Source organism: Planomonospora sp. ID91781, assembly GCF_015711595.1.
Lineage (GTDB): Bacteria > Actinomycetota > Actinomycetes > Streptosporangiales > Streptosporangiaceae > Planomonospora > Planomonospora parontospora.
Genome location: NZ_JABTEY010000002.1, coordinates 153,453 through 166,499, shown reverse-complemented (window position 1 = coordinate 166,499; position 13,047 = coordinate 153,453). Strand labels below are relative to the sequence as shown.

General features: G+C 73.8%; 13 protein-coding genes. 7 read left to right on the top strand and 6 right to left on the bottom strand.

What is annotated here, in order from left to right:
• Positions 1-36 precede the first annotated feature (36 nt).
• Positions 37-1,194, bottom strand: coding sequence for an erythromycin esterase family protein (locus HS048_RS19950; RefSeq protein WP_230881796.1), 1,158 nt, complete (start codon positions 1,192-1,194; stop codon positions 37-39).
• 91 nt (positions 1,195-1,285) lie between these two features.
• Here HS048_RS19950 and HS048_RS19945 point away from each other — a divergent pair, with 91 nt between their 5' ends.
• Positions 1,286-1,981: a TioE family transcriptional regulator gene (locus tag HS048_RS19945; RefSeq protein WP_196468208.1), complete on the top strand. Its 696-nt coding sequence runs from the start codon at positions 1,286-1,288 to the stop codon at positions 1,979-1,981.
• 110 nt (positions 1,982-2,091) lie between these two features.
• Here HS048_RS19945 and HS048_RS19940 read toward each other — a convergent pair whose 3' ends face one another.
• The gene (locus HS048_RS19940) at positions 2,092-2,961 is read right to left on the bottom strand and encodes an N-acetyltransferase (RefSeq protein ID WP_230881795.1); all 870 of its coding nucleotides are present in this window, start codon (positions 2,959-2,961) and stop codon (positions 2,092-2,094) included.
• A 222-nt stretch (positions 2,962-3,183) separates the two neighbouring features.
• Positions 3,184-3,519, bottom strand: coding sequence for a hypothetical protein (locus tag HS048_RS19935; RefSeq protein WP_196468207.1), 336 nt, complete (start codon positions 3,517-3,519; stop codon positions 3,184-3,186).
• 165 nt (positions 3,520-3,684) lie between these two features.
• Here HS048_RS19935 and HS048_RS19930 point away from each other — a divergent pair, with 165 nt between their 5' ends.
• Complete coding sequence (locus HS048_RS19930) at positions 3,685-4,989, top strand: sensor histidine kinase (RefSeq protein WP_196468206.1); 1,305 nt, start codon at positions 3,685-3,687, stop codon at positions 4,987-4,989.
• Positions 4,986-5,651 carry a response regulator transcription factor gene (locus tag HS048_RS19925; RefSeq protein WP_196468205.1) on the top strand — a complete coding sequence of 222 codons (666 nt, stop codon included), beginning with the start codon at positions 4,986-4,988 and terminating at the stop codon, positions 5,649-5,651. The genes HS048_RS19930 and HS048_RS19925 overlap by 4 nt, the downstream gene beginning before the upstream one ends.
• A 193-nt stretch (positions 5,652-5,844) precedes the next feature.
• Here the strand turns inward: HS048_RS19925 and HS048_RS19920 are convergent, their stop codons facing one another.
• Positions 5,845-6,621, bottom strand: a complete 777-nt coding sequence (locus tag HS048_RS19920; RefSeq protein ID WP_196468204.1) for an alpha/beta fold hydrolase — start codon at positions 6,619-6,621, stop codon at positions 5,845-5,847.
• A 57-nt stretch (positions 6,622-6,678) separates the two neighbouring features.
• Between HS048_RS19920 and HS048_RS19915 the strand changes: the two genes are divergently transcribed.
• From HS048_RS19915 to HS048_RS19900, 4 genes are all read left to right on the top strand, one after another.
• Complete coding sequence (locus HS048_RS19915; protein ID WP_196468203.1) at positions 6,679-7,152, top strand: MarR family winged helix-turn-helix transcriptional regulator; 474 nt, start codon at positions 6,679-6,681, stop codon at positions 7,150-7,152.
• A gap of 162 nt (positions 7,153-7,314) precedes the next feature.
• Positions 7,315-9,048: an ATP-binding protein gene (locus tag HS048_RS19910; RefSeq protein ID WP_196468202.1), complete on the top strand. Its 1,734-nt coding sequence runs from the start codon at positions 7,315-7,317 to the stop codon at positions 9,046-9,048.
• 100 nt (positions 9,049-9,148) lie between these two features.
• Positions 9,149-9,736: a sugar O-acetyltransferase gene (locus HS048_RS19905; protein WP_230881794.1), complete on the top strand. Its 588-nt coding sequence runs from the start codon at positions 9,149-9,151 to the stop codon at positions 9,734-9,736.
• On the top strand, positions 9,733-10,311 hold the full coding sequence (locus HS048_RS19900) for a TetR/AcrR family transcriptional regulator (protein WP_196468201.1): 579 nt from the start codon (positions 9,733-9,735) through the stop codon (positions 10,309-10,311). Before HS048_RS19905 ends, HS048_RS19900 begins: the two co-directional genes overlap by 4 nt.
• A gap of 78 nt (positions 10,312-10,389) precedes the next feature.
• Here the strand turns inward: HS048_RS19900 and HS048_RS19895 are convergent, their stop codons facing one another.
• Entirely contained in the window at positions 10,390-11,508 is a 1,119-nt protein-coding gene (locus HS048_RS19895) for a pilus assembly protein TadG-related protein (RefSeq protein WP_196468200.1), read from the bottom strand.
• A 252-nt stretch (positions 11,509-11,760) separates the two neighbouring features.
• A complete protein-coding gene (locus HS048_RS19890) occupies positions 11,761-12,945 on the bottom strand; it encodes an amidohydrolase family protein (protein ID WP_196468199.1) in 1,185 nt (394 codons plus the stop codon).
• Positions 12,946-13,047 lie beyond the last annotated feature (102 nt).

Sequence of the window (13,047 nt, the reverse complement as noted above, 5' to 3'; positions counted from 1 at the left end):
CGGCTGCCCCGGCGCAGCCTGACGCGTATGCGCCTGTCAGTCCAGTCGGACGGCCTGGTCGAGGAAGACGACGCCGTCGATCGTGTCGAGCCGGGCCGGGTCCAGCGGGAAATAGGCGAAGTCCCGGGAGACGCGAGGGACGGGCTCCGTGACGGCCTCGGCCAGGCGGCGGGCGTCGACGAGACAGCGGTCCCACGGGAGCGCGGACAGCAGGCCCTCGACGGTGTCCGGGGGCGGGGCGTCGTCGCCGGCCGTGCCGAAGGCCGAGGCCAGGAAGGCGTACCGGCCGCCCAGGTGCGCTTCGGCGATCGCCCCCGCGCTCCACCACTCCAGCACCTGGTCGCCGAACGGCATGAGGCTCTTGTTCCGCTGCAGGTGGACGTTGTGGGCGAAGACCAGGGCCGGGCCGCGCCCGGCGACGGCACGCAGGTTGGCGGCCATCATCGCGTCCCGCAGGGCCGACAGCCGGGTCCACCGTGCCGGGGACGCGTCGGCCATCCAGTGGTGGTAGCGGAGCAGGCCGACGGCGGTGCGCCCGTACAGCTCCGCCCGCTCCCGGTCCTGCGCGCTCAGCCCCGGCGCCTGCGTGTCGAGCAGCGCCACCAGGTCGTCGGCGATCAGCCGCAGCCGCCGGGCCTCGTCGGACCGGCCGATCGACCGGGAGGGGTCCCTGACCGCGGCCTCGCTCGCCCACCGGTCGTCCGGGCCCAGCAGCGTGTCCAGGGTCTCCCGGCTGCAGGGCAGCGGGCCGTCGAGGAGGTCGCAGAGGGCGGTGAGCGCCTGGCGCGGGCTCGCCGCCCAGTACTCCAGGGGACCGTCGATCCCGAAGAACCGGAGCTTCTCGTCGTGCTCCTCGTTGTACGCCCGCATCCAGCGCACGAGCTCGCGGTTGGCCGGGGACGCGCCGAAGCCGTGGCTGAAGCCGCGTTCCATGACGTCGTCGAGCGCGCCCGCGCCCGTCGTGATGTGGTCGTCGACCACGAGCCCCATGAGGCAGTCGCTCTCGATGGCGAACGACCGGTATCCCTCCTGCTCGACCAGATGCCGGAAGATCTCGTTGCGCGACTCGCCCAGTTCTCCCACGAAGTGCCTGGCCTCGCCCAGGCCGAGCAGCAGGGGCTCGGCGGGAAGCGACCGGAGGAACGCCGAGACGCCCGGGCCGTCGAGCGGCCGGGCCGTGTCCTTGATGTCCATGCCTTCAACGGTATCGTTGAACATTCGGTGTAGACTTTTCGGAGGAAATCCCCTCTCCGACCGTGATGGACCCTCAATCGGTGATGCATCCATGAGACCGGTGGACCTGGCGCGGGAGCACGGCCTGTCCACCCAGGCGATCAGGAACTACGAGGACGCCGGCATCCTGCCCGCCGCCGGACGCACCCCCCACGGCTACCGCACCTACACGCCGCTGCACGCGCAGGCCCTGCGCGCGTTCCTGTCCCTCGCGCCCGGGCACGGCCACCGCACGGCCACGTCGATCATGCAGGCGGTCAACCGGGGCGCCGCGGAGGACGCGCTGCGGCTCATCGACGAGAGCCACGGCCGGCTCCTCGACGACCGCCGCACCCTCCAGGCCGTCGAGGCCGCACTCCGCGATCTGGCGCCCGTGCCGCAGGAACGCGGTGACACGTTCATCGGCCCCCTGGCCAGGAGACTCGGCGTCCGTCCCGCCACCCTGCGCAAATGGGAGAGCGCCGGGCTGGTCCGGCCGCGCCGTGATCCGCGGACGGGCTACCGGGTCTACGGCGCGGCCGACGTGCGGGACGTCCGGCTGGCCCACCAGCTCAGGCGGGGCGGCTACCTGCTGGAGCAGATCGCCCCGCTGATCGCCCAGGTCCGCTCCGCCGGAGGCGTCGCGCCGCTGGAGTCGGCCCTGCGCGACTGGCAGGCCCGCCTGTCCGCCCGGGGCCGGGCCATGCTCAAGGGCGCCGCCGACCTGGAGGCTTACCTCCGCGTCCGCGGACCGGGAACGTCCGCGTAGCCCGGGTGCCGTCGCCGCGGCGTACGGCGGGGGCCGGGCCGAGCGGGTCCGGCCGCTCGGCCGTGTCGGCGCACGGCCGCCGGACGCGCTCCGGCCCGGCGCCGGAGGCCTCAGGAGGCGTCGCGGTACAGGTCCCGCCTCTCGGGCAGCGGATCGAGGCCGGCCGACCGGTAGGTGGCGACGGCGCTGGCGTTGGAACTCGGGCAGCAGACGAGCACACTGGACGAACCCGACTGCTGGAGCGCGCGCGCCGCGGCGACCGTGACCGCCCTGCCGTAACCGCGACCGCGGTGTGCCGGGTGCACCCCCATCGGCTCGATCAGCCCCGGCCTGCCCTCACCCGCCGACCACACCGCCACGGCCGCCACCGCCTCCCCCTGCTCGTCACGGACGATCAGGCAGCGCGCGCCGGCGTACGGCGCACCCGCCGCCATCGCGTGCCAGCGCTCGCCGGTGAACGTCGACCCCTCGAACGACGCCCGCACGACCGCGGCCCACTCGTGCGCCCGCTCCGGCCCGATCACCTCGACGCGGACGCCGGGATCCGGCACAGGCGCGCCGAGGTCACGCCGGAGCGGCGTCCACGGCTCGCCGCTCTTCCAGCCGTGCTCGGACAGCAGGTCCTGGACCACCGCGCCCGTCGGCGCCTCGACGTATGCCTCGCCCCCGGGCAGCACGCCGCACTCAGGCGCCGACACGTCCTCGGCCACCCGCCGCGCCAGCTCCTCGTCCCGCAGCACCTCCGGTGCGAACGCCAGCCGCAGCAACTCCGCACCGTCCAGCAGCCCGACCGCCAGGACCTCCCCGGCCCGGCTCCAGGTCCGTACGGCTTCCGCCGTCCGCTCCGCGCCGAACCGCCAGAACCACCCCACATCCCCCGGATGCAGTTGCAGGGGCTCCCCGTCGCACTGCCACTCCCCCATCACCCGCACCACGTCGCCGAGCCCGTCGACCTCCGGCCTGCCCATCTCGATCGCCATCCCCCGATCACACACCACCCCTCCGCCCCTCCGCACCGGGATTTCCCGCGGGTGATCAGCGGCCGGCGCACCGGACCGGAGGCCGTGCGCCGGCGTGGAGACGTCCACCGGCCTGGTCCGCTGTCGGCCGGCGACGTCACCGCATCCGCGCTCCTGCCCGAGCCGTCGGACGGCCCCCGCCGCCGCCGGCTGCGGCAGAGCCGCCGATCTCCGGCCGGAGGGTCAGCCGGAGAACCTCTCCGCGCGCTCCCGGGCCCACCGCGCGGCCTCGGCCGCCTGGTCGCCGGTGAACGGCGCGCCGGGCATCCGGCTCAGCCGCTCCACCTGCTCGGCGAAGCGCAGGTGCTCGCGGTGGGCGTGTTCCCGGCAGGGAAGGCAGGTGACGCTCTCCGGACGGGGCGAGGTCATCGCATAGGGCACCTGGAGCCCGCAGCCGGTGGTGACCGTGCTCGGCGCGTCGGGCACGAGCCCCAGCGACGACACGATCACGTTGCGGAAGGCGGCACCGGCCTGCACCGCTCTCTGCTCGACGTGGATGTGCGGATCGGTCTCGCTCATCTGCGGCGCCTCCGTCCGGGTCGTCCCGGAATCAGGCTAACCGGTGTCCCCGATGAAGACCGGCCGGACCGGTGCTCGTCGCGGTCCCCGGTTCCGCTGGTTCCGCCGGTTCCGCCGGGCATAGACTCACCACCGAAGAAGAGATCTTGAACAGGAGGAGGGGGTTTGGACAGGCCGAGGCCGCGGCCCGGTGCCCGGGCCGTACGGGAAGACCGACCGTTCCTCCTGGTCACGGCGGTGCCGTACACGCTGCTGGCCGCCCTCGCCGCTTTCAAGGTGATCGCGCGGTACCCGGCGGGCGACCGGCTCCTCGTCGACCTGGGCCTGTGCGGGCTGGCCGCGGCGTGGATGCTCGGCATGTTCACCCTGCGTCCCGCCTGGTGGGAGCGCCCGCGGATCATGGGGGTGTTCTTCACCGGACTGCTGGTGATCACAGCGGTCCTGGTGGTGCGGGATCCCGCGTTCGGGCTGTTCACCCCCGCGCCCTACATCTACGCCTTCACCGTCCTGCGCTGGCCGTGGCGGCTGCCGGGCGTGGCCGCCACGGCGGTCGTGGCCGGCACCGCGCAGGCCTCCGACGTGCCCAAGACGACCGCTTCCGGCCTGACGCTGTACCTGTCCATCGTCGTCGCCAACATCGTCCTCATGGGCGGCACGGCCTGGGTGCTGCGGCGCGCCGAACGGGAGAAGGAGCAGCGCGAGCAGGTCCTCGCCGAACTGAGCGAGACGAACCGGCGGCTGGAGGCGACGCTCACCGAGAACGCCGGGCTGCACGCCCAGTTGCTCGCCCAGGCACGGGAGGCGGGGGTCCTCGACGAGCGCCAGCGGATGGCGCGCGAGATCCACGACACCCTGGCCCAGGGGCTCACCGGGATCATCGCGCAGCTGCAGGCGGCCGAGCAGATGCACGAGGTCCCGGCGCCGTGGGTCCGGCCCTTCGAGGCGGTCAAGACCCTGGCCAGGGAGAGCCTGTCCGAGGCCCGGCGCTCGGTCGACGCACTGCGACCCGAACCGCTGGACGGCGGGCGCCTGAGCGACGCGCTCGCCCACGTCGCCGACCGGTGGTCGAAGCTGCACGGGCTCGCCGTCCAGGTCACGACCACCGGCACGGCGCGGGCGATGACGCCGGAGGCCGAGTTCGCGCTGCTGCGCACGGCGCAGGAGGCGCTGGCCAACGTGGCCAAGCACGCGGGCGCCACCAGGGTCGGGGTGACGCTCTCCTACCTGGAGGACGAGGTGGCGTTGGACGTCCGCGACGACGGCAGGGGCTTCGAGCCCGCAGATCTCGGTGCGGCCGCGGCCGCGGGCGGCGGCCCGGGATCGCCGTCCCGCGGCGGCGGGTTCGGCCTGACCATCATGCGGCAGCGCGTCGAAGGGCTGTCCGGGACCTTGCGGATCGAGTCCGAGCCGGGCGCCGGCACCGGGATCTCGGCCTGTGTCCCCCTTCTTCCGGCAGGGAGCCGCGCATGACCGATCAGGTGACCGAGCCCCCGGTCCGGCTGCTGATCGCCGACGACCATCCCATCGTCAGGGACGGGCTGAGCAGCATGTTCGCCTCCGCACCCGGGTTCCAGGTGCTCGGCGAGGTCGCGGACGGCGCCGCGGCCGTACGGCTCGCCCAGGAGCTCCGGCCCGACGTGATCCTGATGGATCTGCGCATGCCCGGCATGGACGGGCTGACCGCCATCACCGAGCTGGCCAGGCTCGGCGTCACCGCGCGCGTACTGGTCCTGACGACCTACGACACCGACACCCACGTCCTGCCGGCGATCGAGGCGGGCGCGACCGGCTACCTGCTCAAGGACTCCCCCCGGGAGGAGCTGCTGCGAGGTGCGCGCGCCGCCGCCAGGGGTGAGAGCGTCCTGTCCCCCTCGGTGGCCGCCCGGCTGATGAACCGGGTCAGGACACCCGCCCCGCAACTGCTCAGCCGACGGGAAATCGAGATCATCGAACTCGTGGCGGCCGGGAACACCAACCGCGAGACGGCCAACCGGCTGTTCATCACCGAGGCCACGGTCAAGAGCCACCTGCTGAACATCTACGCCAAGCTCGGCGTGAAGGACCGCGCCGCCGCCGTCACCGAGGCCTTCAACCGGAGGCTGCTCATCCCGCGGACGCCCGACCGGTCCTGACCCCGGAGATCCGCGTCACGTCTCCAGCGCCGCCGTCTCTCCTGCGGGGTGCGGCCCGGTCGGCGCGAGGGTGCGCAGCCGGTCGGCTGCGCACCTGGCCGGAGCGGACCGGAGCCGCGCGGAGCGCCGGTTTCCCGGCCGCTCGCACCGGGCCTCTGAGCCGGGAGCCGCGGGGTGTGACCGCCGGCGGCGGTCACAGGGTGCGCAGGAAGCCTTCGAGGATCTCGTTGAAGAGTGCCGGGCGCTCCATGTTGGGATAGTGGGCGGCCCCGTCGACGGAGACCGCGCGGCCGTCGGCGACGGTGCGGACGAGACGTTCCGCCATGCCGATGTGGTCGGGCGAGTCGGCGGTGCCGTTGACGGCCAGCACGGGGACGCCGATCCCGGCGGCGCGTTCCCAGGTCTCCCGTACGGGGACGAGCAGGTCGGGCTCACCGGCGGCGTGCTTGGACATGGTGCCCCGGGTCATCCGGCGCAGGCGGCCGACGACCCCGGGATCGAGGTCGTCGAGGGTACGGTGCGGACCTGCGGCGAAGAGCGTGAACGCCTCGACGGAGGCGTCCAGGTCACCGGCGGCCATCGCCGCGTGCCACCTGGCCCGGACCCGGGTGGTCCAGGGATCGGTGAAGTACGGCTCGCTGGTGCCGGCGCCGCTGACGACTACGGCGCCGACCAGTTCGGGGTGCTCCAGCGCGGTGTCGACCGCGGTGGACGCCCCCATGGAGACTCCGACCAGGACCGCGGGACCGGCCTCCAGGTGGCGCAGCAGGGCGGCGAGGTCGTCGGTGAGCCGGTACGGCTCGGTGGCGTTGGCGGACCGGCCGTGGCCGCGGGCGTCGGGCGCGATGACGCGGTGGCGCCGGGCGAGGGTCGGAATCTGGTCGTCCCACATGCCGTGGTCGAGGAAGCCTCCGTGCAGCAGGACGAGAGGGCGGCCGGTACCGGTGTCGAGCCAGAACAGATCCTTCATGACACCTAAGGTGTCATCTTTGGCGAAAGATGACAACTTCGGTGTCATCATGGTGGGGTGAGCGAAGCAGACCGCGGCCCGGCCTCCACAGAGCCGGCAGACCGGCTCATCGAGGTGTTCGACCTGGTGGGACCGCTGTACCGGCGCGCCCATCGCAAGGTCGAGCAGGACGCGCCCATCGAGGGGCTGTCGGTCGGGGTGCGGGCCGTGCTCAACCTGCTCCGCGAGCACGGCCCGATGACCGTCCCCCAGATGGGCCGGGCCCAGGCGCTGAGCCGCCAGTTCGTGCAGCGCACGATCAACGACGCGGCCGCGCGACACCTGGTCGAGTCCGTGCCCAATCCGGCGCACAGGAGGTCCTCGCTCATCCGCCTGACCGGAGAGGGCCGGGCCGCCATCACCGCGGTGATCGAGCGCGAGCGGGCGGTGCTGCGCCGGATCGGCGGCGACCTGACCGACGCCGAGATCGCCGCGTGCGTCCGCGTGCTGTCGCGTCTCCTCCGGCACCTCGACGACGTCGAGGTGGACTGACGGGCCTCCCTCGGGAAGACCCCGATGGCCGGGTTCGGTGCGCCGGGTCGCGGCCGGCCCGCCCCGCCCGCCCGAGCGCGGTCGTCCGCTCACTCCCGGTCCGATCGGGAGGTGGCTGCGGCGGCTCTGCGGGTACGGGCCACGGGAAAGGGGGTTTCTGCGGTGGCGGGCACGCAGCGGGACGCGGCGCTGGTGGCGCTGTTCGACGAGATCACGACTCTGGCGCAGGCCAGCGACGACTTCGAGGCGGCCGCCCACGCGACGCTGGGTTCGGTCTGCGAGCTGATCGGCTGGCCGCTGGGGCATCTGTGGGTACCGGCCGACCTGGGTGACGACTTCGTCTCGGCCGACATCTGGGCCGGCTCGATCGAGGACTTCCCGGCGCTGCGCGAGGTGACGCTGCGCACCCTCTTCTCTCCGGGGACCGGCACCATCGGCCAGGTGGTGACCACCGGCAAACCGGTCTGGTCGCGTGACGTCACCGCCGATCCGCTGTTCTTCCGTGCCCAGCAGGAGCGCGACCTCAGGGTGCGGGCCGCGTTCGCGTTCCCGGTTGTGGCCGCCGACGGGGTGGCGGCGGTGCTGGAGTTCTTCTCCGAGCAGGGGGCCGAGCGGGACGAGCCGCTGCTGCGGATGCTGACCGCCCTCGGCCACCAGCTGGGCCGGGTGATCGACCGCCAGCGGGTCCACCAGCTGGTCGAAGGCAACCGGCACCGCCTGCGGCAGCTCATCGAGACCTCCATGGAGGCGTTCATCTCCATGGACGCCTCCGGGCGGATCACCGAGTGGAACGCCGTGGCCGAGCGCATGTTCGACCGGCCCCGCCAGGAGGCGCTGGGCCGGTTGCTGCACGAGACGATCGTGCCGCCCCGCTACCGCAAGGCGGAGGAGGCCGGCCGGGCCCGGTTCCTGTCCACCGGGCGGTCGAACGTGCTGGGGCGGCGTCTGGAGCTGGCCGGATGGCGGCCCGACGGCAGCGAGTTCCCCATCGAGATCGTCGTGTGGGCCACCCGCGAGGACGGCGAGTGGGCCTTCCACTCGTTCGTGCACGACATCACCGACCGGCGCCGTGCCGAGCGCGCCCTGCGGGAGGCCTACGAGGCCGAGCAGGCCACGGTGGCGCGCCTGAAGGAGCTGGACGCTGCCAAGGACGCCTTCATCGCCACCGTCTCCCACGAGCTGCGCACCCCGCTGACCTCTCTGATCGGCTATCTGGAGGTCATGGCCGACGCCGACGCCGGAGTGGTGGAGGCCTCGCCGCCGGGCCGCAGGATGCTGGACGCCATGATCCGCAACGCCGCCCGGCTGCAGGATCTGGTCGAGGATCTGCTGGCGATCAACAGCATCAACCCCGACCGCCTGGAGGTCGACGCGGCTCCGGTGCCGGTCGGCGAGATCGTCGAGGAGGCGGTGCGCGTCACCGCCGCCGCGGCCCGCGACAGCGGCCACGGCTTCCAGGTACGGCTGGACGCCGGGGCCGGGCACGTCCCCGGCGACCGGGACCTGCTGGTGCGAGCGGTCGGCGCGCTGCTGTCGAACGCGGTCAAATACTCGGCCACCGGCACGCCGATCACCGTACACGCCTCCGCCGCCGGGCATCAGGTGGCGATCGCGGTCACCGATACCGGGGCCGGCATCGACGCCGACGAGCTGCCGCACGTGTTCGAGCGCTTCTACCGCACCCGGTACGCCCACGAGCACGCCATCCAGGGTGTCGGGCTGGGGCTGACCATCGCCGGGGCGATCGCCGAGGCGCACGGCGGCACCATCACCGCCGTCAGCACCCCCGGCGAGGGCTCGACCTTCACGCTCAACCTGCCCGTCTCGGCGCCCGGTCGGCCAGGAGGACGCGGTGGCCGGCGGACGGTCGGCGGCCGTACCGGCCGATCGGCCTGATCGGCGAGGTCACGGCCGGGCCGGAGTGCCGTACCTGCACCTGATCCCGCAGGGAACGGTCATACGTACATATGTACATTCTGTGTGTACACTAGTACGTATGACATCTGATAGGGACGACCGCTCGATGCGCGAGCGCATGCTCGCCGGTGACCCGTACATCGCCGACGACCCGGAGCTGGCCGAGCACAGTCTGCGGGCCATGGACCTGATGGACGCGTTCAACACGACCTCGGCCCGCGATCCGCAGGAGCGGCGCCGCCTGCTCACCGAGCTGCTCGGCGCGATCGGTGAGGGCACGGAGATCCGGCCGCCGCTGCGGGTCGACTACGGCGGCCACATCCGCATCGGTGCCCGGTCGTTCGCCAACTTCGGTCTCGTCGCCCTGGACGTCGCGCCGATCACCATCGGTGACGACGTGCAGATCGGCACGAACGTCCAGCTGCTCACCCCGACGCACCCGGTCGATCCGGAACCCCGCCGGGCCAAGTGGGAGGCCGCCGCACCGATCACCATCGGCGACAACGTGTGGCTGGGCAGCGGGTCGATCGTCCTGGCCGGGGTCACGATCGGGGAGAACACCGTCGTCGGCGCCGGCGCCGTGGTCACCCGCGACCTGCCGGCGAACGTCGTGGCGGTGGGCAACCCCGCCCGCGTGATCCGCACGATCGAGCCCGGCACGGCATGAGCGACCCCGCCGCCCCCCCGCGGCCGCCCGCTCCCCGGCGGCGCCGGCGGCACGATCCCGGACGGCGGGACCGGCTGATCGACGCCGCCCTGACGGTCATCGCCGAGCGCGGCGTCGCCGCGACGACGCACCGGGAGATCGCCCGCGCCGCCGACGTGCCGTTGGGGTCGATGACCTACCACTTCACCTCCCTGGAGGAGGTCCTCATCGAGGCGTTCACCCGGCACGCCGAGTCGGCGGCCCGCGTCTTCGACGAGCGGCTGGGCGCCGCCCGGGACCGCGACGCGGCGGTCGAAGCCGTCGTCGCGCTGGTCTCGGACGACCTGCTCGGCTCGGAGCACGACCTCGTCCTGGCCGTGGAGCTGTACGTGGCGGCGGCGCGCAACCCCGCCCTGAGAGCCGTCACCCAGGCCTGGATGGCGCGCAGCCGCCAGGCACTGGAACTCCACTTCGACGCCACCACGGCCCGGGAGCTCGACGCGCTCATCGAAGGGCTCGTGCTGCACAGCGCCCTGTCGACCGACCCGATGACGCCCGAGCAGATCCGCCACGCCATCCACCGGTACCTGCGCTGACAATCCCGCCCCTGCTCCGCCTGCACCTCCGTGACCGGAAGACCGGTGTCCTCCGCCGGCGGAGCAGGCGACACGTCGTCAGCCGATCAGCGTCACGATGACCGCGCCCAGGTCCGGGCCGCCGATCACGCCCTTCGCCGGGATCAGCGCCCGGGTGAAGTACCCGTACAGGCACTTGTCGGAGCCGTCGCAGTGCTGCGCGCCGGTCAGTTTCGACGGCTCGGAGGCACCGGGCAGCGCGTAGCCGGTCACCACGAACGGAGCGAAGCCCTCGATCGTGTACGTGGTGTGCTGGCCGGTTCCGGCGACGCCGCGGAAGATCGGCAGGTAGGTGACCGCCCCGTCGGCGCGCAGCCGGGGCAGGAGCGACCTGCAGGCCTGGGACGCCGACACGCCCGGATCCCCGCCGTAGGTGCCGTCGGCCTCCACCAGGACCGAGCAGTCGTCGTCGGCGTCGTCCAGCCAGCCGAACCCGCCCGGGGTGTCACCACCGGAGCCGCGGGTGGTGCAGCGCCCCGGCGAGGTGGTGTGCAGGCGCAGCACCGTCTCGGCCGCGGCGGGCGCGGCCTGCGGCGGGGCGGGGGCGAACGCGGTGCCGCCCGCGGTGGCGTCGTTCCACTCGCACAGTGAGACGGTCACACCCAGGCCCCGGATCCGCAGCGGCGGCCCCCAGGCGGCGCGCGCGCACGCCCGCACCCGGGTCCCGGCGTAGTCGCCGCGCCCCAGCAGCGTCCGGGCGAAGACCGGCGGCAGCAGCGTCCGGCCGTCCGGCATTCGCGACAGCGTGCGCACCTCGGCGTAGGTCGCGGTGACCGGCGCGTCGCCGAGGCAGGCCGTCAGGTTGGCGGCCGGCGGCGGGCAACCGGGCAATTCTCCCCGCCCGGTCCGCCCGCACACCGTCTCGACCGCCGAGACGCCGTCCTTGGCGTTGGCGTCGGCGTACCGCTGCGCGACGGCGTGCGGTGACGGCCCGCACCGGCCGCCGTCGCGCGCGCACTGCTCGGCGACCGCCATGGCGGCCGCGTCCGCGCCGCTCAGCAGTTCCTCCCGCTCCAGGTACAGCCGGCCCACGTCGATGGTGAGCGCGGCCATCGCCAGCAGCACCCCGCCGGCGAGCAGCACGCACAGCAGGACGGCGACGCCGCCCCCGTCATCCCCGCGACGCGGGCGGACCGGCGGATTCGGGCGCGCCCGCACGACTCCGGACGCCCGTCCGGGCCGCCGAGCCGAACGCCTCGTTCCCATTCCCGCCTCCGATGCCTTTACGTGACAGATCGATCACGCTAAGCCGCAGTGAGGTGCGGAACGGTTGCGGGACGGTTGCCCGCCGGGTGCGGCCGCAGACGGTGCCCGGCGGCTTTCCAAGAAAACCCCGTTCCGGATGGAACGCTCGCTCTCGCCGGAATGACCGTCCCGTTCGCCACGGGGCGGCGCCGGGAAGCGATCCGTTCAGCCGGTCGCCGGCCGGCCTGCGAGGTAGACGGCGAGCGGCCGGCCCAGCGCGGCGATGTCCCGGGTCGGGTCGCCGTCGACCACCAGGAGATCCGCGTCGTGGCCGGTCCGTATGCGGCCCTTGCGGTCGCCCACGCCGCAGGCGCCGGCGGCGGCCGAGGTCGCCGCGGCCAGCGCGGACGTCTCCGGCAGGCCGGACCTGACGTACTCGCCGAGGGTGGCGGGCAGCAGCCCGTGCGGCTTGGCGGGACCGATGCCCCCGTCCGAACCGGCCACCAGGCGCACTCCACCCCGGTGCAGGCGGGCGACGGCCTCCTGCAGGACGGCCTCGGTGATGCCTGCGCGCTCGGCCATCGCCACGACCTGCGGCGGCACCACCACGCCCGGGTCCGACCCCAGGGTCGCGCAGACGGCGACCTGCGACCCGGCGAGCGCGGCGAGCAGCGCGTCGTCGAGCCGGACGCCGTCGGGGGTGAGGCAGGTGCAGTGCTCGATGCCGTCGACACCCGCGTCCAGCGCCTGCCGTACCGCCGCGAGCGCGTGGGCGTGCGCGGTGATCGGCAGCCCGAGCGCGTGCGCCTCGGCGACCGCCGCCCGCAGCTCGTCGTCGGTGAACTGCGGGCTCATCGTGTCGGTGCCCGGTGTCAGCACGCCGCCGCTCGCCATGATCTTCACGATGTCGGCGCCGCGCTCGGCCCGTAGCCGTACGGCTTCGCGCAGCCCGTCCGCGCCTCGCGCCTCGCCCCCCATCGACCCGCAGTGCCCGCCCACGCTGGTGATCGGCGCACCGGCCGCCACCACGGCCGGCAGACCCGGCCCGCCCCTCGACCGCCAGGCCGGTACGGCGTCGCGGTGGTCGCCCAGATCACGCACGGTGGTGACGCCTGCGGCCAGGTGGGCTCGCAGGGACGCCTCGATGGTGGCGTCCGTCTGCTCTTCCGTGCGCCCGGCGAGCCGGTCGAGCGCGCCCGGGCCTCCGTCGGCGCACAGGTGCACGTGCGCGTCGATCAGACCGGGCAGCAGGGTGCCGTCCGGCAGGTCCCGCACCGGCCACCCGCCGGGTACGGCCGGACCCGCCTCCACACCGGCGATGCGACCGTCCTTCACCAGCACCACGGAGACCCCGTCGAGCAGCCGCTCCCCGTCGAAGACCCTCGCCACCCGAATCGCCAGAGAAGTCACCGGATCACAGTAGGACAGGAGCGGTGACGCCGTCTCCCGGAGCGGCGGCGGCTCTGCGGCCGGGCACCGTTCCGGGAGCGGCGGAGCCCCTGCCGGCCCCGA

Coding starts and splice junctions, on each gene's coding strand:
- HS048_RS19945 (WP_196468208.1), top strand. CDS start 1,286: ATGAGACCGGTGGACCTGGCGCGGGAGCACGGCCTGTCCACCCAGGCG.
- HS048_RS19900 (WP_196468201.1), top strand. CDS start 9,733: ATGAGCGACCCCGCCGCCCCCCCGCGGCCGCCCGCTCCCCGGCGGCGC.
- HS048_RS19920 (WP_196468204.1), bottom strand. CDS start 6,621: ATGAAGGATCTGTTCTGGCTCGACACCGGTACCGGCCGCCCTCTCGTC.
- HS048_RS19905 (WP_230881794.1), top strand. CDS start 9,149: ATGACATCTGATAGGGACGACCGCTCGATGCGCGAGCGCATGCTCGCC.
- HS048_RS19940 (WP_230881795.1), bottom strand. CDS start 2,961: ATGGCGATCGAGATGGGCAGGCCGGAGGTCGACGGGCTCGGCGACGTG.
- HS048_RS19950 (WP_230881796.1), bottom strand. CDS start 1,194: ATGGACATCAAGGACACGGCCCGGCCGCTCGACGGCCCGGGCGTCTCG.
- HS048_RS19935 (WP_196468207.1), bottom strand. CDS start 3,519: ATGAGCGAGACCGATCCGCACATCCACGTCGAGCAGAGAGCGGTGCAG.
- HS048_RS19925 (WP_196468205.1), top strand. CDS start 4,986: ATGACCGATCAGGTGACCGAGCCCCCGGTCCGGCTGCTGATCGCCGAC.